Here is a 21,995-nt window from a genome sequence, read left to right as displayed (position 1 = left end):
CGCAGGTCAGGCCATGTCGGGCACGACTCCGATCATCACGAGCCGTCCAAGAGTAGAAGCTTTCTGTATCCGGGTGCACAGATTCATCACAACGCTGTGTAACAGCACCACGACAGGGGTCGTTAGGGGACACTGGGGGACGCGAGCGTGTCACCTTCCCCCGTGACGAGGTGCGGCATGACAGACGAGACCGGCCGCAAGACGCCCCTCCCGGCATACGCCGAACGCATCCGGCACGAGCGCAGGCAACGCGGCTGGTCCCAGAAGCAACTGGCTGTCCACCTGCTCAAGGCCGCCGGTGACAAGATCGCCATGGCAGAGTTCGAGTCGGTCCTGACGAGGGTTAAACGCCATGAGGCGGGCAAGGGCTCTCCGCGTGACCCGTATCCCCTTCTGTACTCACGCGCGTTCGAGATCCCAGAGGCTAAGCTGTTCGAGCGTCCGGCGTTGCCGGAGGTCACGACCGATGAAAGCGCCAACGACGTCGCGAACTCGGTCTCCTCGCCCTCCCTCCCTTGGCTCTGGGAAGCAGGACCGACAGCCGATGCCATCTACGACATCACCAAGAGCGATCTCGTGCTGAACCGCCGAGACGCGGTCAAGGCGCTGGCCATCACCGCCGGGCTCCCGCTCGTCGATCCGGTACAGCGCTGGCTCGCGAAGACGACTCCCGAACCGCCCGTGACCGTCCAGGCCGGGCGGATCGGCCTGGACGAGGTCGCCCAGCTCGAAGCAGCCACGAACGTCTTCCGGACGTGGGATGACCAGCACGGGGGCGGGCTCGCCCGCAAGGCCGTGATCGGGCAACTGAACGAGGTAGCCGATCTCGTCCGAGACAACCACCCGCACGAGATCCGAACCCGCCTTTTCCACGTGATGGCGCAGCTCTCCAAGGTCGCCGCCACCATGTCATGGGACTGCGGCATGCAGACCGCAGCGCAGAAGTATTACGCCCTGTCTCTGCAGGCGTCCAAGCCCGCCGGCGACAGGCCGTTCGGCGCGAGCGTCCTCGCGTCCATGGCCCGGCAACTTCTGTACCTCGATCAACCACAGGATGCGCTGGAGCTGACCCGGCTCGCCCTCGACGGGGTCAGGTCAACTGCCACCCCTCGACTCCGCGCGATGCTGCACACCCGTGAGGCGTGGTCGTACGCGGCGATGGGGCGGCCCGAGTCATTCAAACGAGCCACCGGCGCCGCCGAGGACGCATTCAGCGAGATCAGCTCGGACGACCCCGATCCGGAGTGGATCACGTACTTCGACGCCGCCGAGCTGGCCGGAGTGACCGGCGGCCGGTACCTGGAGCTGTCCCAGCAGGACAGCAGGTTCGCGAGCGACGCCCTCGACCACATCCGGCGGGCCGTGGCACTCCGGCAGCGCTCAAGCCTGCGTAGTCTCGCGCTCGATCAAGTGGGGCTCGCCTACGCACATCTGATCAGCGGCGACATCGACGAGGCCGTGTCCGTGGGCAACGCGGCTACCGAGACCGCCGGGCAAGTGCAGTCCGACCGGGTCCGCGTTCAGCTCCGCGAGTTCTATGTGGAGATCGAGACCCGGAAAGACCCCGTCGTCGCGCCCTTGCAGCAGCACATCCGCGAGACGCTGGCACGCTAGAACCCCCACGACAGGAAGGGCTCGATGATGCGCATCGGCGTGACCGGCCACATGAACCTGACCCCCGAGGCGGCCCGCCTCGTCTCCGACGCTCTACGCGCGCACCTCGCCTCGTTGGGCGGCGACCTCGTGGGCGTGTCCTGCATCGCTCGCGGGGCGGACAGCCTGTTCGCCGAGGCCGTGCTCGCGGCCGGCGGGGACTTGGAGGTCGTTCTACCGTCGAGGGACTACCGCGAGGCCAAGGTGAAGCCGGACCACGCCGAGCAGTTCGACCGGCTCATGACCGCCGCGGCGACCGTCCGGCTCATGGACTTCGACCACGCCAACCGCGAGGCGTACGAGGCCGCCAACAATGCCGTGCTGGACACGATCGACGAACTGGTGGCCGTCTGGGATGGGCAGCCCGGCACCGGTAAGGGAGGAACGGCCGAGGTGGTGGCCGACGCCCGAGAGCGTGGCCTACCCGTGACGATCGTCTGGCCCGAGGGCTCGGCTCGGAGTTGATGGCCGAGTTACGGGGGTTACGTTCGTAACTCGGCGAGTTAGGCAGGCCGGGGACCGAAGTTGACTACCCCGACCTGCGTAAACGTCCAGAGTTAAGCGAGTTACGCCGTCCGTCCCGAGGGCTCCGAGATCCCCCGAGAGCACGGTTTCGAGAGGCAGGGCGGTAACTTAACCCGCCCCGCCGTCGTCCTCCTCGCGCCGCGCGAGCCCCTCGCGGATCAGCTCGGGACGTACTAGAGGGCGATCAGCAGCCCGCCGACGATCAGGGCGAGCAGCCGCCAGGCGGGCCGCCACCACGAGGTGTGTCGCACGGTCGCGGCGACCTGGAGCGGCGTACGGTCGGCCGGGCGGGCGTCCTGGGCCGCGCTCGACAGGAACAGCACCACGAGCGTGGCGATGATGAGGGCGGTCATCAGAACCACCTCTTGAAGATCATGACGCGCGTGTCCCAGTCGATCGCGGCCAACTCCCAGCCGTCCCCGCCGCGATCGTTGAGGATCTCGTGAAGCTGGCGCGCGTCCCACCGGTTGAACCCCTCGACGACGTACTCCCAGCGGATCACGGGGCCACCGCCGTACCGGTCGCGGGCGACCCGTTGACGGACGGTACAGACAGCCCGGTCGGGGGCACCGGCAGGGCGGGCGCCGTGCCGGTCCCGGCGCGCTCCCGTTCCACCTCGGCGATGATCTCCTCGGCCTCGCGCTGCTCGATGCCCCACCGGTTCATGAGGGCCCGCCGGCCGACCCGCTTGTTGCCCGGCTTGAGGCTCTCCTCGAACGTGAGTCGTGCCGCCTCGAACCGGTCCACGGGCAGGGTGGTGACGACCTTCTCGACCTCGCGAACGACCTCGACGGGCTCGCACACGTGAAGCTCCGAGGGGGTCGCGGCGGCCCTGTCGGCGACCTTCCGGCCGGACCTGACGAGCCACATCAGCAGCTCGTACGCGCCCACGAACGCGATGGGGGCAAGGGCACTGAGCAGGCGAGACCCAAGTCCGCCGTTCCATCCGTGGGCGACGTTGGCGACCAGCGTCACGACGCCGCCGCCGATGAGCGCGATCCACGCCAGGACGGGCACCGGCAAGCGGCGGATCGAGCAGTGCACCATCACGAGCGACGCCATCACGATGACGCCGTCCGACATGGCCGGGTACAGGATCGCCATGTCATGCCGCTCTCCGAGGGCGATGGCGAGGGCGTAGAAGTGGTGGTACGAGACGTACGCGGCGGCACCCGCGACGCCGAGGAGGACGACGACGGCGAACGACCGGATGGCCTTGTCTCCGCGACCGGGTGTGCCGGTCTCGACGCGGGCCTCGGCGGGCGGAACGGGGTGGTGCCGGCGGGTCCGGAAGGGGGCCTGCAGAAAGCGCCCGATACGCGGCCAGCGTGCCGCCTGCTTCGCTGAGCGCACGACGGGTGTGGAAGTGTTCTCCATTAGATCCTTCTCCTGTGTGTGCAGGGGTCGGGTTCAGGCCCCGGGCTGGTGTTGGCGCACCGGCCCGGGGCCGCTCCTGTTGTTGAGGTCTGGCGTGGGCTACTTCAGCTAGGGGCGGTTGAGGTGGGGGAGTGGGGGACGAATATGCCCTCGTGACCTGCTGATATAGCTTGATCACGCTTTGGGTGTTGTGTAGCAGCGCATGTAGCAGCGCCGCGTGGTTCACTGGAGTCCGCCGGAGAGCACCAGGGGGTCATGCCTGGTAGAGCGGCCCATGGTGAACCGCTATGAACCCCTTGCCTGGGACTTCTAATCCGACGGTCGCAGGTTCGAATCCTGCAGGGCGCGCTTATCTTGATCAGGTGAGCCATGCCTTGACCCGGCCTTCATGTTCGAGTCGTTCGAGGGGGCGAGGCAGGTGGGGATGCTGATGATCGTTTGTTAAGGCGTGGCGAACGTTTGAGAATCGCTCCTATCTGCGTTGTCAGAGCGTCGGACGCACGGGTTCCCGCTGTTGGATGCTCAATCCGACGGCCCACCCTGTTGCAAGCGTGCAAACCAAGGGCCGCACAGGGTCTTGAACTGGGGTAACGCTCCTGTGGCGTGGATGCCGAGGGTTGACGTCAGGGACGCTGTGCTCGGTGTGTGCTCGCGCGCACGGACTCTGCTCAAGACGCCGACGCAGCCGTTCCGGTTCACGACGGGCCTCGTCCGAACGACGGGCACCATTGCCCTGGGTCGCGGCGGGCCAGTCGTGTGATCGTCCTGGTTGAGGCTGGCGACGCGCCTGATGTCTCTGTTTGCCTTCTCGGGGCATAGGGGAAACCCGCTGGAACTGGTCGCCTGAACTCCTTTCCAATCCCATCGAACCTCGTGCTTTGTCATTTGCGTACCGGTGAGGAGGGGACCTCCACGGAGCAGGTGATCGCATGCCAGGCGGATGGGAGACATTGGGGCTGACCGGTGACCCCACGCCGGGAAACCCGGAGGAAGTCCGAACTCTGGCTGAGAAGCTGCTGGGCCAGGCCAAGCTGGCCGAGGACAACACCGCTCGGCTGAACGGGGTGGCTTCCAACAGTTCGGCACTGCGGATGCATGGCGATTACGCACCGAAGTACACCGAAGCGCTGAGCAGGCTACCCGCGGAACTGGCCAAGCTGGGCGCTGCTTACCGAGGTGCGGGCAACGCGTTGAAGACCTTTGCGGACAGCCTGGGCCAGGCCAAGACGCAGGCAGGCACCGCACTGAGCCAGGGCCGATCGGCCGATATGCAGTATCAGGGCGCTCTGCGCGAGATTCGCGCTCTACTGCCTGCTGCGTCTGGGCTCACCGGCCTGGCCGAGGTCGAATCAGCGGTGAAAGCCGCTGATCCCAGCCTGCAAGCCTCGGTACGCCCGCCGGTGCAGCGAGCGCAGAACGCCGAGGCCGACCGGGGCCGGGCACGGCGGATCGCCGACGAGGCGGCCAGGCTGCGCGGTGAGGCCGAGAACAGGGCGGCCGAGGGTATCCAGCAGGCGCTGGAAGGCTCTGGCATCCAGAACAAGTCCTGGCTGGAGCAGGCCTGGGACACCGTCAGCACGCCGTTCCGCTCCTGGGATGATTTCGTCAATCTGGCCCGCAACGTGGCGATGGTGGCCGGGCTGGCGCTGCTGGTGGTCGGTACCGGTGGAATCGCCGGGGCCGTCTTGCTGGGGGCGGCGGTGGTGGCCGGGGCGGTGGTGTTCGCCGACTCCCTCAACAAGTTCCGCCAGGGCAGGGGCGGCCTGGGGCAGGTTGTCATGGACGGGATCGGCGTCTTACCGGGCGGTCGGCAGGTGGGGCTGCTGGCGCAGGGGGCCAAGGCAGTGGCCGGGTTGAGTGGCATGGCCGCCGGCGTACGCGCCGGCGGTGGTCAACTGCTGGGGCTGGGTGCGCTGCGCGCTGGATTGCCGGCGGGGGCGACGGCGCTGCGCGGCGCGTTGCCGGCTGGGCTCGGGGCTGTGGGCACTTCCACCATCCGGTCGGCGATGCGGGCCGGGGCAGGGCGCGTGTCCACTGCGGCGAGCACGGCGTGGCAGAAGACCAAGCAGTTCTTCAGCAAGGATCCGGTGCACTTCCCGTCCGGCACGGTGCTGTTGCCGCAGACCGACGTGGAACTGCCCGGAGTCCTGCCGCTGCTGCTGGAGCGGACGTACCTGTCCAGCTATCGGCAGGGGCGCTGGTTCGGCCCGTCGTGGGCCTCGACGCTGGATCAGCGGCTGGAGATCGATGCGGAGGGGGTGTGCATGGCCACCGCCTCGGGCGCGCTGCTCACCTTCTCTCATCCCGATGGGGAACGACCGGTTCTTCCCGGCAACGGCCCCCCTTGGCTGTTGTACCGGAAGGCCGATCACTACCTGGTCACCGATCCTGCCGCCAGCCACACTCTCCACTTCGCGGTATCGCCCGACCTGCCCACCGAGGAGGCGGGGGAGCCGCACGTGCTGCCCCTGGGAGCGATCACCGACCGGAACGGCAACCGCATCGACCTGCGCTACACCAGCGAAGGCGTCCCGGTCGAGGTGGTCCACTCCGGTGGCTACCACCTCGGCCTGGAAACCCATGCCGGTCTAGTCGTCGCCATCCGGCTACGCGAGGCGGCCCAGACCCTCATCACGTACGGCTACGACGAGCATGCCAACCTCACCGAGATCACCAACTCCTCGGGCCTGCCGCTGCGTTTCTCCTACGACGCCGACGGCCGCATGACAGGCTGGCGGGACCGGATCGGCACGTGGTACGCCTACACCTACGACGGTCAGGGGCGTTGCACGGCCGGTACCGGCATCGACGGAGTCTTCGACACCGAGATCAGCTACGCCGACAGGGTCACCACCGCCCGCGACTCCCTCGGCCACGTCACCACCTACCGCTACAACGACCTGCTCCAGGTCACCCAGGAGACCGATCCCCTCGGTCACACCACGACATACGAGTGGGACCGCCACGACCGCCTGCTGGCCCACACGGATCCGCTCGGCCGCACCACCACCTACCACCACGACGACCTGCACCTTCAAGCCATCACTCGCCCGGACGGCGCCCGCCGCACCTTCAACCGGGACGAGCACGGCATGCCGACTGTCGTCACCGACTTCGACGCAACCGCCTGGCCGCTGACCCGCGACGAGCGCGGCAACCTGATCGCCGACTCTCTCCACCGCTACATCTACACCGAGCACGGCCACCTGGCCTCGGTCACCAACGCGCTCGGTCACACCCACACCGTTGAGACCAACGAGGCTGGCCTGCCCACCGCCGTGACCGACCCGCTCGGCGCCACCACCCGCTACGACCGCGATCCCTTCGGCCGCATCACCTCCGTCACCGACCCGCTCGGCCAGACCACCTCCTACACCTGGACCGTCGAGGGCAGACTCGCCTCCCGAAACCTGCCCAGCGGGGCCACCGAGCATTGGGCCTACGACGCCGAGAACAACCTGATCGAGCACCGAGACCCGCTCGGCCAGGTCACCCGTACTGACATCGGCCCCTTCGACCTACCCGCGGCACAGACCACACCGGACGGTGCCCGTCTCACCTTCACTCACGACACCGAACTGCGCCTCGTCCAGGTCACCAACCCCCAAGGTCTGACCTGGAGCTACACCTACGACCCCAACGGCGCCCTGATCGGCGAGACCGACTTCAACCACCGCGTTCTGACTTACATCCGTGATCCGGCCGGGAGGATCACGGAACGCGTCAACGGCGCCGGTCAGCCCACCCGCTACGCCTACGACGACCTGAACCGGCCGATCGAGCGGCAATCGGGTGACCAAGTCACGACTCTCGCCTACGATCCTCTGGGCAGGCTGACCCGTGCCGCGAACGCGGACGCCGATCTGCAGCTCGTCCGCGACCAGCACGGCCGCGTGATCGCCGAGACCTGCAACGGCCGCACCCTGACCAGCACGTACGACGCGATGGGCCGCCGTACTCACCATCGCACCCCATCCGGTGCGGAGAGCATCTGGGAGTACGACGCCGACGATCGGCTCGTGGCCCTGCACACCTCAGGCCACATCATCCAATTCGGCTACGACCCGGCGGGCCGCGAAACATCACGGCGCTTCGGCACCGGGATGTCGCTCACCCATCACTGGGATCCCGACTCCCGCGTACGTGCCCAAACCCTCCGCCCCGCGTCCGAAGGTAGCCGCGCCATTCAGCGGCGCTCCCACAGCTACCGGCCCGACGGCTATCTCGTCCAGGTGGACGACCTGCTGTCCGGCCGTCGCCGCTACGACCTGGACCCGCGCGGCCGGGTCACCGCCGTCCACGGCTCCGGCTGGAGCGAGCACTACGCCTACGACTCCACCGGTCAGATCACCGACGCCGCCTGGCCCGGGCCCAGGGATGCTCAGGGGTCGCGCGCCTATGCCGGCACCCTGCTCCAGCAGGCGGGACACCTCCATTACGAGTACGACTCCCAGGGCCGAACCGTCGCACGCCGGCAGGAACGCCTGGGAGGCCGGACGGAGACGTGGCGGTACACCTGGAGCGCCGACGACCGCCTGATCGGCGTTACCGCACCCGACGGGCAGGAATGGCGTTACCTGTACGATCCACTCGGCCGCCGCATCGCCAAGGAACGCGCCGACGGGACCGGCCGTGTGCACTTCGTGTGGGACGGCCTGAACCTGGCCGAGCAGATCAGCGAGGACCGGACCACCATATGGAACTGGGCCCCCGATACCTTCCGCCCCCTCACCCAGACCGAACGCATCCCCGCGCAACACGCCCCGCAGGAGTGGATCGACGCCCAGTTCTCCCTCGTCATCACCGACCTGATTGGCACCCCACTCGAACTCGCCGCCCCTGAAGGCCACCTCACCTGGCGCCTGAACCAGGCCCACTGGGGTACCTCTTCAGGCGCGATCACAGCGGGCGCGGATTGCCCGCTGCGATTCCCCGGCCAGTACGCGGACCAAGAATCCGGCCTTCACTACAACTACTTCCGCCATTACGATCCCCAGACCGCCCGTTTCCTCAGCAACGATCCCCTCGGCCTGGTGGGCGGCTGGCTTCCCCACGCCTACGTCCTCAACACCACCGGCTGGCTCGACCCCCTCGGCCTCGCCGCATACCCTCGCGACAACAACTACAGATGGCCACGGAACAACGGATTCGACGGGCCGCCGGTAGATCTCCGGCTGAATTCAGGGGACCGATTCGACAGGTACGGCTACGATCCGGCGCTGGACGGAGGCCGATTCGTCTCTCCAGCGGGCACGGCCTTCGAGACCCGCGCCCTTGATCGGTCGGCGAGATCTCGCAGGCTGACGACCTATGAGGTGACGCGACCCATCGACGTCCAGTATGGTCTCGTCCGCCCATGGTTCGGCCAGCCGGGAGGCGGCTTCCAGATACTCCTGCCCAACGGCATCGACTCGCTGCTCAAGAACGGGGATATCAGGGTGGTCTCGTGATGAATGTTCAAGAGCTGCGGGCAGCACTCGCCGACACAGACATCGATCCCCACCTCTACTGCATCCTGGAACAACCGGATGACAGCCAGTGGTGTCTGCGTAAGCAGGGAAAAGTATGGCAGGCGTTCTGGTTCGAACGAGGCGCCAAATATGAATTGCAGCGATTCAAGGACGAACATGCTGCTTGTGAGTACTTTTTCAACCAGGTCACGCAGCGAGCGTTCTGAACTGGACCGGGTGCGCGCAACTGCGTGTGGTGCTGCCAGCCGCCATGACGTCGCCTCCCAGGCTGAACCTTGCCAAGCTGGGCCATGTCGAAGAATGACGATCTTGTGGGTGTGGTGATTCCGAGGAGACCTGCTTGGTGGCGTAGTCGGGTGGAGTCACCATTAGACCCGTTTCATCCGTGGTGCGGTGGCGCTGATCACGGCATGATCGCGGGTGGGGTGTTCGCCTGATGACGTAGTAGAGCCCCTGGTAGACGGGTTGATCGCCATCGCCCGTCACTTGACTGCTGTTTGGCCTGGTGAAGGCGATATCCGCAGCGGGAGAAGTGTAAAGCGTTCCCGCTCTTCAGATGCGGGTGCTTCGACCGTGATCGGTGTGCTACTCACTTGTGAACAGGGCGCGGCATGCCAGGCCACGCCGCGCACACTCGCCGACGCGGATGTGGAGGAGTTAGTGGTCCGCACCTGAAAAGGGTGCCGCCCACTGGCCGCGGCGGGCCTTCAACGCCGGGTGGGCAGATCGTCGTTTGGCGCGGGGCGCATCTGGCGGGCGTTCGGCCTGCACCCTCACCGGGTGGGGAGCTCAGAATGCTCGTACGGTCACATATGGCATCCCGTTGGCCGCCAGCCAGGTCAAGGGATCACGCGCTTTATCCTTTCGCTACGTTCTGATTGTATTCAATTACCATCAGTGACATGATGTGGCGTCGTGACTGGAAGGGAGAGGCGATGCCACCCTGGGTGCTGGTAGCAACCGGAATGCTGACTGCTTCGCTGACGGCATCCGGGCCCGTGTGGGCATCAGGACGACCATGGAATGACGGGTACGGCCGACTCGGCAATGTCGAGATCAGCGCCAACCGTAAGAGTGTCGCGCTGTGTGATGCCGTGGATGATAAGGACAAGGTGGCCGTGGAGTATCAGACGACGATAGGCCGGACGATACTCCTGCAGACCGGGCCGAAGCGCGGATGTGTACTGGACTCGGTGTTCTTCGGTTCCATCAAGCGGGCCAAATTCTGCTATGGCCCCGACGTCGACCCTGAAGGTGGCTCGTGGCGCTGGTGCAACCCGGCACGCAACTTTTAAAGACCAGGGCTCCGAAACGGCCCGTTTCCGTGCAGGACCGAAGGAGTGGGTGTGCTGACTGGAGCCGCTTCCCGTGGGCTGCCGCAGTGGTCCCGTCAACGCAGCCCGGGGCTTGCCGCGCTCGCCGTACTGCTGGTGCTCGGTGGCGCCCTGGCCACCACTCTGCTGGTGATGCGTGCCGACGAGCGTACGTCCGTTATCCGCGTCACCAAGCGAGTGGGCGCCGGACAGCCTTTCCATCCCGAAGTGCTACAGGAGGCGCGGATCGCTGATGACGGAGTCTCGTACTGGTCCTGGTCCCAGCGGGATCAGGTGGCGGCGACCGTGGCCACGGTCACGGTGCTGCCGGGGTCACTGCTCACCCGGCCGATGGTCGCGGGCGGCGACGACGGAGCGGTCGCCGGAAGGGCTGTCAGGCTGGGGCTGGCGCTCAAGCCGGGTCAGGCGCCCTACGACCTCCAACGAGGGGAACGGGTTCAGCTCATTCACGTGCCCGGGCGCGGACGCGACTCCGAAGTGCCCGTTCTGGTCGCGGAGGAGGCGGTGGTGGACGGCGTGAGCTACACCTCCGGATCGGCCGGCCAGGCCACGGTCATTGTCGACAGCGTGGTGGCGCCCGTGGTCGCGGACTACGCCGTCAGTGGTGAGATCGCTATCGTCGCCATACGCCCTCAACCCTGATGGCGGAAGGTTTGCGACGTCGTCGCGACGCGTGGACGCCAACGCCTGCCCCAGGCCCCAGCCGTCCGCTCAAACTGGCGACACAGGGAAAGTAGGCACGGCCTATGGTTGGGGTTGGGCCGGTGGTGTAGCCGATGCGCTACACCACGATGCCGTGGGACAGCGAGCTGAGCAGAGCCTTGAGGGCCTCGGGGTCTGGCGGCTCCATGCCGCCCTCCGTCAGCCCGGCTTCCACGACGTCGGCGGTAATGCCCCGGAGCCGAGGTCGCGGGCGGCGCCCATGGTGTACCGCTCGACCCCCGCCTTGGTCGCCGCATAGTCGGCCGCGCCCGGGACGCCGACTCGAGTGCCGAGCCCGGAGCTCACCGTGATGACGCGGCCGCCCTCGCGCAGCACTCCGGATGATTGTGTGGTCTCACGACTTCTTTGACTGGGTGCACTCAGGACAGGCTTGACGTTTTCGGCGTGCTGGTCCGGCGATGAAGGTCTCAGGACATGCTGGACGGCTTGCCTGGGTTGGAGTGGCGGGCGTGGACCTTCAGTTGGGTGATCGGCACGGTATTCCTGCGGGGTCGAGTGGCGACCTCCTCTTCGCCGTGCAGGATGCGGAAGTAGGTCTCCTCGATCACCACCGTGACCATCTTCCCGACGTTGCCCTTGCCGAGCTTCATCCGCTGGTTGCCCACCATGATCCGGCCGCCTCGGCCCACCCGGCGCTGCACCCGGATGGACCCGGTCGGCGGAGGCGGCGGCGGGGTGTGCCAGCTTTTGTATGTCGAGCGCGCGTAGTCGCGTGGCAGCCAGTTCAAGGGCTAGAGGCAGCCCATCGAGCCGACGGCAGACCTCGGCGACGGTCTTGGAGAGTCCGGCGTCGAGAGTGAACCCGGGGACAGCTGCGGCCGCCCGTTCGGCGAAGAGTTCCATGGCGCTGTCCTCGTCCAGCGGTGGCACCTGCCACAGGACTTCCCCGGCCAGCCCCAGCGACCGCCGGCTGGTCGTCAGGATCCGGTTCCTGCAGGCCGCCCGGGTCACGCCCCCGGACGTGGTGTCGGTGATGGAGCACGTGCCGAGCACTGCGACCATCATCCATGGGCGGGCCGACAGTGCTGGCGTGCGGGATCTCTGCCAGGAAGCGTGATTTATCAATTCAATAGGGCGTGTGCCGTGCTCGGCACGTGCTCGTACGCCCCGTCACAGGGCGTCAGGACCCGGCACCACCTGAGATGTGGGTCAGGGGCTCTTGTCTTGTGTCCGGTGGTGTACGGCTATCGCCAGGCATCACCGGGTGATCCTTCCCAATGCCTTCCCAGGCGATCAGTCCTGCTGGAGAGCGGTGAGGATGCGGCGCCTGGCGGCCTCGTCCTGGCCAGCCACGCACTTGGCGTAGATGCGCAGCAGGACCTCCACGCTGTGTCCGGCCCAGGCGGCTACCTGGGTGGCGGGCACCCCCGCGTTGAGCCACGTGGAGACGCAGGCGTGGCGGAGGTCGTAGACCCGCTTGGCGAGTGGCGAGGCCACTTCGGTTGGTCTGAGCGCGTCAGCGCGCGCTCTGGCCCATACGCGGCGGTAGGTGATGGTACGCAGATACCGGTTCAGGCCCGGCTTGGTGGAGATGACGCCGCGCATTTCGGCGCGTTTGGTGGCGCTGAGCGTGTCAGTGTCGGCGATCACCTCTTCCAGTTGGGCGATCAGACGCCGGCGGATGGCGGCGTCGCGTTCGGCGCCTTCGGGGTTGAGGCAGATCACGAACCGGTCGGCCTCGCCGATCCGGGCCCCTTTGACCTTCAGGTTCTCGGCCACGTCCTGGTAGCGGCCTTGGCGCCCCTCGTTCTCCACCCGCACGTCCAGCTCGTACGGGTCGTGGTGGAGGACGACGGTCAGCAGTGCCCCTTGCCGCCGGATCAACGTTCCTGACCATTTTCAGGAGATTTCGCCTGACAGGCTCTCAACGGCGTTTCGTCCTGCCGGTTGTCGGGGACGAGGCGTGCCTGGTGGGCGAGCAGGCCCGCCTGGGTGCGGTTGGCCAGGCCGAGTTTGTCGAGCAGTCGTGAGACGTAGCTCTTGACCGTGGTCTCCGACAGGAACAGCCGCGCTGCGATCTCGCCGTTGGCCAGCCCCTCCCCGAGGCAGCCGAGTACGTCGCGTTCGCGCTCGCTCAGCGCGTCGGCCTTCTCCTGGGCGGCCCGGGTGTGGTCGTCGGTCCTGGCAGAGCGCGAGATGAGATGGCGGGCGGCGGTCGGGGACAGTACGGTGTGCCCCTGGGCCGCCACCTTGACGAGGTCGAGCAGGTCCTCCGGCGGCGTCGACTTGACCAGGAAGCCGCTGGCTCCCGCCGCCAGCGCCCTCAGGACGTGGGTGTCGGAGTCGAACGTGGTGAGGGCGATGACCGCAGGTGGGGTGGACAGCCTGGTGATCTCGGCGGTTGCGGTGATGCCGTCCACGCCGGGCATCCTGATGTCCATCAGTACGACGTCGGGGGCCGTACGCAGCACGGCCTCCACTGCCTCCGCCCCGTCCTCGGCCTCTGCCACCACCTCGATTTCGCCTGTCGAGGCGAGGATCGTCTGGAGGTGACGGCGGACCATGGGATCGTCGTCGGCCACGAGTAGTTTGATCATGTCGTCTACCGTCCATGCCGACCGTCGGGGACATCCTGCCCGCGCGGGGTGCGATGCTCGGACTCCATGGGGACATCGGTCTCCGTGGGGACGGAGGCGGGGAGGGTGGCGGCGACGCGGAATCCGCCGTCCGGGTCGGGGGTGGCGGTGAAGGCGCCGCCAAGCAGGGTGACGCGGCTCCGCAGCCCGTCGAGGCCCATCCCTGAGCCGCTCGCCGCCAGCTCGGAGGTGATCACGGGTGAGGTGTTGCTTATCGTGACGGTCATGGTGTGGTGGTCGTAGGCGACCTCAACCTCCACCGGCGTGCCGGGCGCGTGTTTCCTGGCGTTGGTCAGCGCTTCCTGCAGCACCCGGTACGCAGCCCGCGCGATCGCCGGAGTCACCACCCCCGGCCGGCCGGTGACGCGCAAGGTGGTCGGGTTGCCCGCCGCGACGGCCCCGTTCACCAGGGTTTCGAGGTCGGAGGTCGTCAGCGTGACATGCGTCGACCGTTCGGGCTCGTGGCGCCGGCCGTGGCGCAGGATGCCGATCAGGTCGCGCAACTCCGTGAGCGTGCGGGTGCCCGCGTCGCGGATGTGCTCGGCGGCGGACTGGACGGCGTGGTCGGCGGTCGAGACCTTGAGCGCGCCGGCGGCCAGGACGATCTCCGTGACGTGATGGGTGACGATGTCGTGCATCTCCCCGGCCAGCCGCTGCCGCTCTCCCGCCTTGGCCCGCTCGGCGAGCAGCCGTTGCTCCCGTTCGGCGCTTTCGGCCCGGTCCCGCAACGATTCCACCAGTTCGCGGCGGGCGCGGATGTACAGACCGAGTACGGCGGGCAGGATCGTCGTGGTGAGACCGGCGTACACCGTCTCCCAGTCCGGGACCCACGGCCGGATGGCCGACACGGCCAGCACCGTCACGTACGCCAGCGCCTTCGGGCGCGGCAGCCGATGGACCAGGAACCACACGATCACCGGCGTGCACGGCGGCGCGGTCACCGGCGTGATCTGCTCGGCCGGGGTGAACGTGCCGAGTGCCAGCATGTCCCCGACGGCCGCCACCACCGTTGCCGCGCACGCCACCAGCGCGACCGTACGGGGGAAGCGGCCGAGGAAGGGCAGGCAGGCGTCCACGACGAGGCTCAGCACCAGGCCGGCGGCCGGGCCGAGGGGGCCGCTGGTGCGCTGGACGTTCCGGTAGAGGGCCAGGTCGAGCAGCATGAAGGCGACCATGGCCAGGACCAGGAAGGCCTGAGCCCTCCTGGCCTCGTTCGCCTGGGGTGCGGAGGTCATGGTCGGTTGAACAGGTCACATCGGGGCGGGGACGTGGTGGCGGTGCTGCCCGGGCGCTCGCTGATCAGGTGGGCCACCGGCTTGCCGCCTTGCCAGCGCGGCCACGCCTTGCCGCTCGACGCCGGCGTGCCGGTCCGCGCGAACGTGGCCCAGGCGGTCACCATATCCCGGGCCACCGACTGCTGGGTCCTCGTGAGCGGGACGAGCCGGCCGTCGAGGTTGATCGGCTTGTCCTTGACGTCGAAGAGGTACGCCAGCTCCGAGGCGTGTCCCGCGCCGGCCGGGAAACCGGGCACGGTCGGGATGAACGGGGGCGCGGTGTCATCGCCGAAGACATACGCGTACACCTTGGTGTGCTTGGCGAGGGCGTCCTGGGTGGCGACATGAGGGCAGGAGAAGATCGCATCCGTGTACGGCGCCGCCCACGCCTCGTTCGCGGTGCCGTACCGGTCGCGGGGATAGCGGCGGGTGACCTCGTCCGCCTGATCGCCGAAGCCCTGGCGGAGCAGGCCGGACAGGTTGGCGTCGGTGATCGGCCGGCCGAGCAGGCTCATCACCCCGGCCATCATCAGGGCCTCCTTGGACGTGTGGCCCGACAGCACCGGCACCCGGGCGAAGTCCCTCGCCTTGTCGGGGGCGACGGGAAGGATGGGGCCGCCGTACGAGGCCGCCGCGAAGTACCCGGTCAGCTTCAGCAGTTCCTTGACCGGCTTGGCGCGCAGGCACTCCGGCATCCTGGCGGCCTCACGGCAGCCGACCTGCCGGGCGGCCGTACGGGTGGCGGCGTACGTCTCCTTCAGCGGGCGCCAGAAAGGGAGTCTCGGCGTGCCAGGGGAGACCGCGTTCGGCAGCAGGACGGTGCCGCACGTGCCGCTCTGGATGATCGCCTTGTGGAACAGACCGCGGCTGGCGGGGGAGGTGAGGTGGCCGCAGGTGGCGATGCCGCCGCCCGACTCGCCGAACAACGTCACATTCCCGGCGTCGCCCCCGAAGGCCGCCGCGTTCCGCCGTACCCACCGCAGTGCCGCCTGCTGGTCCTGCAGCCCGAACGTGCCCCCGCCGGACATCCCCGGCAGGGCCAGGTAGCCGAGCACACCGAGCCGGAACTCCACGGTGACCACCACGACGTCGCCCTGCACGGCGAGGCGGCGCGGGTCGTAGTCGGCGCCCCGGCCCGCGTTGAACCCGCCGCCGTGCAGCCAGACCATCACCGGCCGCGGCTTCTTGCCCGCCTTCTCCGGTAAGGTCACATCGAGCGTGAGGCAGTCCTCGGCATCGCTGCTCTCCTTCGCGTTGTCGCTCGCCTGCGGGCACGCCGGGCCGGAGGTCGTCGCGGGCACGACGCCCCGCCACCTGGCTACCGGCTGGGGCGGCCGCCAGCGCAGCTCGCCGACCGGCGGGCTTGCGTAGCGGATGCCGCGATATCTCAGGACATCTCCGTCGGCGACCCCGCGGATCGTCCCGCTGTCCAGCACAACCTCAGGACCCGGAAACGCCGCCGGCCCCTTCGGGGCCTCCGTCGCACCGCATCCCTGGATGAGCAGCAGCGCGGCGGCGCTCAGCCGAGCCGGGCCTCTGGTCACGATTCGTAGCCAACTCATGTATGGCACGTTAGGTACGGCACTGTCTCCGCCGGTACGGCCGGAAGTTGCGGTTCGCCGACCGATGGTTGTCTCCCGAACGGCTGGGCGGCGCAGCCGCAGCCAGAGGCAGCGGAATCGTGTGTACCTGGGTTGACAGCAGTCCAACCGATGCCCCGACGCCGAAGGCGCCGTTGACGGCGACTGTGCCTCACACCATCTGAGCAGTGCGCCCAGCCTGCCACGACGGGGAATCAGCTGGCACATGGAGCCTTGCACGTCTACATCTACATGCCCTGTACGTTCAGCTGTACGCCGACACCGCCCGGCGCGGAACGAGGATCCGCCGCATCGGATCGCGACAGATCGTTGTCGCGATCCGATGCATCCATCGCCGACGCTCCGCCTCTGCGCGATCCACGAATCCCAGAACGCGGCCCCGTTCATCCACTCGCTCGACCAGTTCGCCCATGCAGGACACGATCGCAGGCACCACCGACAACCTGCTCTACGCGCCTCAAGCCAGTGATCTGCGTCACGCTACTTGCCCGGAAACGCACCACGAGCGTCGACCGGCAGCGCGAACACCCCGACGGAAAGCCGCCTGCTCGATCGCCACACAAACACAACCGCACACAGCAAGTGGGGCAGAAGGCACACCTTCGCGCTCTACATGCTGATCCTGTTGAACCGGCTCATGGAGACCCACTACGGCCGACCGCCGTGACTTCGCCCTGCTCTTCGGCGACCCGTGGCGGCTGGTCAAGACCTTGCTCGGCCACACGGACGTGGTTTGTCTCACTTGAGCTTGGCACGGAGGGCAAGGGCGGCGACAAGTGGCTGCCCGGCTGGCCCTACAGCCTGCTGGTGGGGGTGCAGTGGGGCGCGTCCTCGTGGGTGGATCCGATCCAGGCACGCCGGATCCGCCCGGGCGAAGACCACACCGATGTCACCATCGGACGGATCATCGGCCTCCTTGGTTATCTACAGGCGACCGGCAGGCCGGCCGAGGGCGATCCCCCGCCGCTGATGATGCTGGAGGCGGGCAACTACGCCACCGACATCTCTCATGCACTGGCTGCTCACCCGGTTCAGGTGCTGGTCCGGCTGCGCGCCACCCGCGTCTTCTACGCCGATCCCGAACCCCTGATGGCGCTCGTGTCCAGGGCGATCGCTTCGTCTGAGCAGCACCGTTTCGACCACCAGGAAGTCGCAGGCGACGATCGCCTGGGCATGTGCGGTCAGGAACTGCCGCCAGGTCGGCCCGGCCCGGCGGAGTCACGGCGGGCGGATCAATGCAGCTCAGATCCTGTCCGAGTGGGGCGAGTGCCGCCAGGCCTATGCCGGGCCAGACTCGATCGCCGCGCTCGCGGGGATATGCCCGGTCACCAGAGCCTCCGGTCGGCACCGGGCTGTGGGCTTTCGCTGGGCCCTGCAACAAGAGATTCCGTAAAGCCATGACCACCTTCGCTGGCAACAGTCGACGTTCCAGCCCGTGGGCCGCCAAGATCTATACCGACGCGCGTAGCAACGGCAAGGACCACGCCCATGCCATCCGGATTCTGGCCTGTGCGTGGATCCATGTCATCTGGCGCTGCTGGCTTGATGGCGTCCCGTACGACGCCGCCAAGCACGGCGCCGCAGCAGCCCCGACTGCCCTATCTGATGCACAAGGTTGACACAGGGAGTGTCACCAGGAATGTCCTGAAGATCTTGATGGGTGAGTGGCATGAGCTGGCTCACCCTGTTGCCATGCGGTGATCGGGTTGAGGGTCCAGATGCGGTTGGTGTGGGTGAGTCCGAGGTTGATCAGGCGGCGGAGGTTGAGGGCGGCGGCGCGGTGGTGAAGCCAGCGGTCGTTGGCAGTGGTGCCGCGGTAGCGTAGGCGGCGGTTGCCGCGAGAGACCAGCCAGGCCACGGCGCGCTCCACCATGGGCCGCCAGCGCCGGTAGTCGTCTTGCCAGGCGGGGTCGGTGGCGGCCTGGTGGCGGGCGGCGGCTTGTAGATCGTGGTGCGGGCGGATGGTCACGATGTGGCTGGTCTTGGCGGTGGTGCACCGATCATGCAGCGGGCAGGCGGCGCACAGACCGGTGAAGGTGGCGCGGGGCTGCTGGTAGCGGCCACCTGGCTCGGTCAGGGGGACGGTGTGGCCGGCGGGGCAGGTGACCGTGCAGGCGTCGGTGTCGATGGTGAAGTCGTCCAGGGTGAACCCGCCGGTCACGGCGGGCTGGCCGCGGGGCGACGGCGATGAGCAGGCCGGTCTCCGGCTCGACGGCCAGGTGGGCCTTGTAGCCGTCGTCCCGCTGCTGCTGGCTCTTGTGGATGTGGCGGGCCTGCGGGTCGACGGTGGAGATGATCCGGTCGGGTGCGGTGCGGCGGGCGATCCGCCATCGTCCGTCGGTGCCATCGGCACCCTCGGCGGGCTCGACATCCTGGCCGGCGAGGAGGGCCAGCAGACCGACCGCGTGCGCGGCCGACTCGTCCAGGTCCCGGCCGGTCAGGTGGTCCAGCAGGGTGAGCGCGTCGGTAACCGGCCCGCTCACCAAGGCGATCTTGGCCTCCTCATCGTCCCAGGCAATTCTTGGCTTGCCCGGGTCGGTGTAATCGCAGGCGTGGCAGTGCGCCGCCACCAGCGCGCTCGCGCCGGGCACCCGGCGGGCCACCCGGCGGATCGCGGCGATCAACTGGGTGATGGTGTCCTGGGTGGCGACCGCATCCAGCAGCACCGCCGAATCCAGCGCCCGCCGGATCCGGCCGGTCAGCACGCTGGTCTGCTCCACCACCGTGCGCACAGCTCCGAAGATTCGGTCCGGGTCCGCCGAGCGGGCCAGCCGACGCCGGAAGTAGGTCAGCAGCGACGGATCGAAGCCCTGGTCATACAGGCCCAGCCCGCAGGCGGCCTTCCACCGCAGATCGAACCGCAGCGTTCCGACCGCCTCCTCATCCGACAGCCCGTGCAGCGCTTGCAGCGCCACGACTGTGGCCAGTAGCCCCGGCGGCACCGACGGATGCCCGTTGACCGGCGCGTACATGTCCGCGAACGCCTGCGATGGGAACAACACCCGCCGATGCCCGGCCAGGAACGCGAACACGCTCCCGGCAGGGATCATCTCCCGGCACACGACCCACACCTCAGGCACGGCCGGAGCCCTCCGGCGCCCCATCACGACCCGAGTCTGCATCCCGAAACTCGACCTGACCAGACCACCAAGATCTTCAGGACATTCCTAATGCTCGTGCGCGATCCGCTGATCGCTTTCGAATGTGAAGAGCGCCAGTGGGGGATCACCCGGAAGTGGGCCGGCCTCCCGCCAGCCCAGGCGGCGGTACAGCCGGGCGGCGGGTGCTTGTGGAGAGGTGATCAACCATGCTCTGGGCCAGCCGGCGACGGCCTGGGTAAGCAATGCGGAGGCGATTCCCCTCCCACGGGCCTCGGGGTGGACGAATAGCTCGACGACCTCGAAGGAGCCCGCGGTCAGGTTGGAGACGGCGGGCGCGCCCAAGGACCTTGTGAGCATGTCGTAGATTCGGTTGCCCGACAGGTCCGCGGGGGTGGGCCAGCCGTAGCAGATACCGATCAGCTCTCCTTCGTGGTCGCGTTCGACCCACGCGTTGAAAGAGGGATGCTCCAGGGTCCTCGTCAGGCGATCGGGGTAGGCGTCGAGTTGCTCGGGGGTTTCCGACCAGGGCGGGTCGGCGTAGCAGCGGCGGTACAGGGCGATGACTTCAACGGGATCGAGCCGTGTCATGAACGCGCCGCTCCCTTCTGCAGCCGTGTGATGGGCACGATGGTCAGTGCGGCTGTGGCGGCCAGCAGGACGAAGGCGAGGCGGAAGTCGGCCGTGGCGTCGCGCAGGACGCCCACGAGCAGGGGAGCCAGTGCGGCGCAGACGTATCCGACGAAGAAGGCCATGGCGCTGATCCTGCCGGCCTCGGCGGCGTCGCGGCTGACCGCCACCGGCACGGTCAGCACCAGGGTGAACAGGCCGCCGTGCCCGATGCCCAGGGCGAGGATCCACAGCCAGGTCACCGTGCCGGGGGCGAGGGCCAGGCCGGTGAAGCCGAGTGCGGTCACCGCTGCCGTCAGTGTGAGCCCCACGCGCAGATCGCGCCGTTCGCCGAATACGGCCGGCACGGCCAGCATCGCCACCACCTGGATGCCGATCATTACGGTGAGCAGCATCCCGGCCCCAGTGCCGAGCCCGTTCTCTTGGAGCAGGGGGACGACCCAGGCCAGTTCGCAGTAATACAGGGCGGAGTTGGCCGCCGACAGCGCGGTCACCCGCCAGGCCACACCACTGCGCCAGGGCAGCCCCGTGGTGAGCGGGCCCGTGGGGGTGGCCGTCCGGTCGAGTGTCAGGGAGCGCCGGAACGCTGTCCATGCTGCCGCCCCGGCCAGCGCGAGCACCGACCAGGAGGCCAGCGCTCCTGGCCAGGATTGGAGGAAGTCGGCCAGGGGTGCGCTGACTCCGGCCGCGACAGCGCCGCCCGCGCCGAGCCCCGCGGTGTAGAGGCCGGTGGTCAGGCTCGCTCGGTCGGCGAAGCGGCTCTTGACGATGGCGGGCAGCAGCGTCTGGGCGATGGCGATCCCGGCCCCCACGACCGCCGCGCAGCTCAGTTGCAGCCAGGTGGGTCCGCCGACGAGGCGGGCGGCGGTGGCCACGGCGATGACGACCAGGCCGAGCAGCACTCCGCGATGGAGCCCGAGCCGGCGGCCCGCCATGGTGGCAAGCGGCGCGCACAACCCCATGGCGAGCGTGGGAACGGTCGTCAGCAGGGCCACCCCGGTCGCGGTCAAATCCAGGTCAGCGCGGATGCGGTCCACGAGCGGCGAGACCGCGGCGATCGCCGGCCGCAGGTTGGCCGCTCCCACGAACATCGCCAATCCCGCCAGACCGAGCGTCTGCTTGGCTGACGGTGAAGCGGTCGATGTCATGCACCCTCCAAATGATCTCGGACAGTTATTATCCGAGTTCTATCACGACCCGGACAAAAGATGTCCGAGTTCGATAGGCTGGCGACCATGAAGCTGTCCAGCGGGGTGGAGTGGGCACTGCACAGTTGCGTCACCCTCAGCCAGAGCCGTGACCCTGTCCCGGCGGCCAGGCTCGCCGAACTGCACGGCACCCCGCCCGCCTACCTGGCCAAGCACCTCCAGGCGCTCTCGCGTGCCGGCATCGTGCAGTCCAGGGCCGGCCAGGTGGGCGGATATGAGCTGACCCGGCCCCCCGCCGAGATCTCGGCGCTGGAGGTGGTGCGGGCCATCGACGGCGACGAGTCCGCCTACCGATGCACCGAAATCCGGCAGCGAGGCCCACTCGCCCTTCCGGCCGAACGATGCCAGCGGCCGTGCGCGATCGCCCGCGCCATGGCCGCGGCCGAGAAGGCCTGGGCGGACGCCCTACGCCAGGTCACGATCGCTGACCTCGCCGCCCGCATCGACGCCGACAGTGAGGGGACGGCGATGGCCGCGGTGAGCCGATGGCTGGCCGTCGCACGCTAGGAGCCCGACCGTACGAGC

At 68.2% G+C, this 21,995-nt stretch carries 21 protein-coding genes and 2 pseudogenes; 10 read left to right on the top strand and 13 right to left on the bottom strand.

The window, feature by feature from the left end:
• Window positions 1-177: 177 nt before the first annotated feature.
• Both LCN96_RS45975 and LCN96_RS45970 read left to right on the top strand, forming a co-directional pair.
• Window positions 178-1,614, top strand: a complete 1,437-nt coding sequence (locus LCN96_RS45975) for a helix-turn-helix domain-containing protein (protein ID WP_225268700.1) — start codon at window positions 178-180, stop codon at window positions 1,612-1,614.
• A gap of 24 nt (window positions 1,615-1,638) precedes the next feature.
• The gene (locus tag LCN96_RS45970; protein ID WP_225268699.1) at window positions 1,639-2,118 is read left to right on the top strand and encodes a hypothetical protein; all 480 of its coding nucleotides are present in this window, start codon (window positions 1,639-1,641) and stop codon (window positions 2,116-2,118) included.
• Between the two features lie 233 nt (window positions 2,119-2,351).
• On the opposite strand, the gene LCN96_RS45965 is transcribed toward LCN96_RS45970, so the two are convergent.
• From LCN96_RS45965 to LCN96_RS45955, 3 genes are read right to left on the bottom strand one after another with little or no spacing between them, the layout of a single operon-like run.
• Window positions 2,352-2,531, bottom strand: a complete 180-nt coding sequence (locus LCN96_RS45965; protein ID WP_225268698.1) for a hypothetical protein — start codon at window positions 2,529-2,531, stop codon at window positions 2,352-2,354.
• Window positions 2,531-2,680 (bottom strand): hypothetical protein, encoded by a 150-nt coding sequence (locus tag LCN96_RS45960; protein ID WP_225268697.1) that lies wholly within the window; start codon window positions 2,678-2,680, stop codon window positions 2,531-2,533. The genes LCN96_RS45965 and LCN96_RS45960 overlap by 1 nt, the downstream gene beginning before the upstream one ends.
• Window positions 2,677-3,555 carry a DUF2637 domain-containing protein gene (locus tag LCN96_RS45955; protein ID WP_225268696.1) on the bottom strand — a complete coding sequence of 293 codons (879 nt, stop codon included), beginning with the start codon at window positions 3,553-3,555 and terminating at the stop codon, window positions 2,677-2,679. Before LCN96_RS45955 ends, LCN96_RS45960 begins: the two co-directional genes overlap by 4 nt.
• Before the next feature lie 929 nt (window positions 3,556-4,484).
• Between LCN96_RS45955 and LCN96_RS45950 the strand changes: the two genes are divergently transcribed.
• From LCN96_RS45950 to LCN96_RS45935, 4 genes are all read left to right on the top strand, one after another.
• Window positions 4,485-9,005, top strand: coding sequence for a glycohydrolase toxin TNT-related protein (locus tag LCN96_RS45950; protein ID WP_225268695.1), 4,521 nt, complete (start codon window positions 4,485-4,487; stop codon window positions 9,003-9,005).
• Window positions 9,005-9,232 carry a hypothetical protein gene (locus tag LCN96_RS45945; protein ID WP_225268694.1) on the top strand — a complete coding sequence of 76 codons (228 nt, stop codon included), beginning with the start codon at window positions 9,005-9,007 and terminating at the stop codon, window positions 9,230-9,232. The genes LCN96_RS45950 and LCN96_RS45945 overlap by 1 nt, the downstream gene beginning before the upstream one ends.
• A 696-nt stretch (window positions 9,233-9,928) precedes the next feature.
• On the top strand, window positions 9,929-10,321 hold the full coding sequence (locus LCN96_RS45940; protein ID WP_225268693.1) for a hypothetical protein: 393 nt from the start codon (window positions 9,929-9,931) through the stop codon (window positions 10,319-10,321).
• A gap of 51 nt (window positions 10,322-10,372) precedes the next feature.
• Complete coding sequence (locus LCN96_RS45935; protein ID WP_225268692.1) at window positions 10,373-11,002, top strand: hypothetical protein; 630 nt, start codon at window positions 10,373-10,375, stop codon at window positions 11,000-11,002.
• A gap of 219 nt (window positions 11,003-11,221) precedes the next feature.
• Here the strand turns inward: LCN96_RS45935 and LCN96_RS45930 are convergent, their stop codons facing one another.
• Both LCN96_RS45930 and LCN96_RS45925 read right to left on the bottom strand, forming a co-directional pair.
• The gene (locus LCN96_RS45930) at window positions 11,222-11,398 is read right to left on the bottom strand and encodes an SDR family NAD(P)-dependent oxidoreductase (RefSeq protein ID WP_225268691.1); all 177 of its coding nucleotides are present in this window, start codon (window positions 11,396-11,398) and stop codon (window positions 11,222-11,224) included.
• 92 nt (window positions 11,399-11,490) lie between these two features.
• A complete protein-coding gene (locus LCN96_RS45925) occupies window positions 11,491-11,691 on the bottom strand; it encodes a hypothetical protein (protein WP_225268690.1) in 201 nt (66 codons plus the stop codon).
• Between the two features lie 233 nt (window positions 11,692-11,924).
• On the opposite strand from LCN96_RS45925, the gene LCN96_RS45920 reads away from it, so the two are divergent.
• Entirely contained in the window at window positions 11,925-12,140 is a 216-nt protein-coding gene (locus tag LCN96_RS45920) for a hypothetical protein (RefSeq protein ID WP_225268689.1), read from the top strand.
• A 176-nt stretch (window positions 12,141-12,316) separates the two neighbouring features.
• Here the strand turns inward: LCN96_RS45920 and LCN96_RS57255 are convergent.
• The 5 genes and pseudogenes from LCN96_RS57255 to LCN96_RS45895 form a co-directional block, all read right to left on the bottom strand.
• Window positions 12,317-12,823, bottom strand: a pseudogene (locus LCN96_RS57255) (hypothetical protein); the annotation flags it as partial.
• Window positions 12,824-12,903: 80 nt separating this feature from the next.
• Window positions 12,904-13,620 carry a response regulator transcription factor gene (locus LCN96_RS45910; protein ID WP_225268688.1) on the bottom strand — a complete coding sequence of 239 codons (717 nt, stop codon included), beginning with the start codon at window positions 13,618-13,620 and terminating at the stop codon, window positions 12,904-12,906.
• Between the two features lie 5 nt (window positions 13,621-13,625).
• Window positions 13,626-14,894 (bottom strand): sensor histidine kinase, encoded by a 1,269-nt coding sequence (locus LCN96_RS45905; RefSeq protein WP_225268687.1) that lies wholly within the window; start codon window positions 14,892-14,894, stop codon window positions 13,626-13,628.
• Window positions 14,891-16,495: a carboxylesterase/lipase family protein gene (locus LCN96_RS45900; RefSeq protein ID WP_225268686.1), complete on the bottom strand. Its 1,605-nt coding sequence runs from the start codon at window positions 16,493-16,495 to the stop codon at window positions 14,891-14,893. Before LCN96_RS45900 ends, LCN96_RS45905 begins: the two co-directional genes overlap by 4 nt.
• Before the next feature lie 283 nt (window positions 16,496-16,778).
• Entirely contained in the window at window positions 16,779-16,946 is a 168-nt protein-coding gene (locus LCN96_RS45895; protein WP_225268685.1) for an NUDIX hydrolase, read from the bottom strand.
• Window positions 16,947-17,341: 395 nt separating this feature from the next.
• Here LCN96_RS45895 and LCN96_RS57675 point away from each other — a divergent pair, with 395 nt between their 5' ends.
• Both LCN96_RS57675 and LCN96_RS45885 read left to right on the top strand, forming a co-directional pair.
• Window positions 17,342-17,935 carry a hypothetical protein gene (locus LCN96_RS57675; protein WP_263657402.1) on the top strand — a complete coding sequence of 198 codons (594 nt, stop codon included), beginning with the start codon at window positions 17,342-17,344 and terminating at the stop codon, window positions 17,933-17,935.
• A complete protein-coding gene (locus LCN96_RS45885; protein WP_225268684.1) occupies window positions 17,932-18,153 on the top strand; it encodes a hypothetical protein in 222 nt (73 codons plus the stop codon). The genes LCN96_RS57675 and LCN96_RS45885 overlap by 4 nt, the downstream gene beginning before the upstream one ends.
• 107 nt (window positions 18,154-18,260) lie before the next feature.
• Here LCN96_RS45885 and LCN96_RS45880 read toward each other — a convergent pair.
• From LCN96_RS45880 to LCN96_RS45870, 3 genes and pseudogenes are all read right to left on the bottom strand, one after another.
• Window positions 18,261-19,638, bottom strand: a pseudogene (locus tag LCN96_RS45880) (transposase); the annotation flags it as partial.
• A 63-nt stretch (window positions 19,639-19,701) separates the two neighbouring features.
• Window positions 19,702-20,223, bottom strand: a complete 522-nt coding sequence (locus LCN96_RS45875) for a GNAT family N-acetyltransferase (protein ID WP_225268683.1) — start codon at window positions 20,221-20,223, stop codon at window positions 19,702-19,704.
• Window positions 20,220-21,410: an MFS transporter gene (locus tag LCN96_RS45870; protein ID WP_225268682.1), complete on the bottom strand. Its 1,191-nt coding sequence runs from the start codon at window positions 21,408-21,410 to the stop codon at window positions 20,220-20,222. Before LCN96_RS45870 ends, LCN96_RS45875 begins: the two co-directional genes overlap by 4 nt.
• A 60-nt stretch (window positions 21,411-21,470) precedes the next feature.
• On the opposite strand from LCN96_RS45870, the gene LCN96_RS45865 reads away from it, so the two are divergent.
• Complete coding sequence (locus LCN96_RS45865; protein WP_225268681.1) at window positions 21,471-21,977, top strand: RrF2 family transcriptional regulator; 507 nt, start codon at window positions 21,471-21,473, stop codon at window positions 21,975-21,977.
• The last annotated feature ends 18 nt before the right edge of the window (window positions 21,978-21,995 follow it).

This window comes from Nonomuraea gerenzanensis (assembly GCF_020215645.1).
Classification (GTDB): Bacteria; Actinomycetota; Actinomycetes; order Streptosporangiales; family Streptosporangiaceae; genus Nonomuraea; species Nonomuraea gerenzanensis.
The sequence above is the reverse complement of the archived record's forward strand: the minus strand, read 5'-3'. Positions and strand labels throughout refer to the sequence as shown.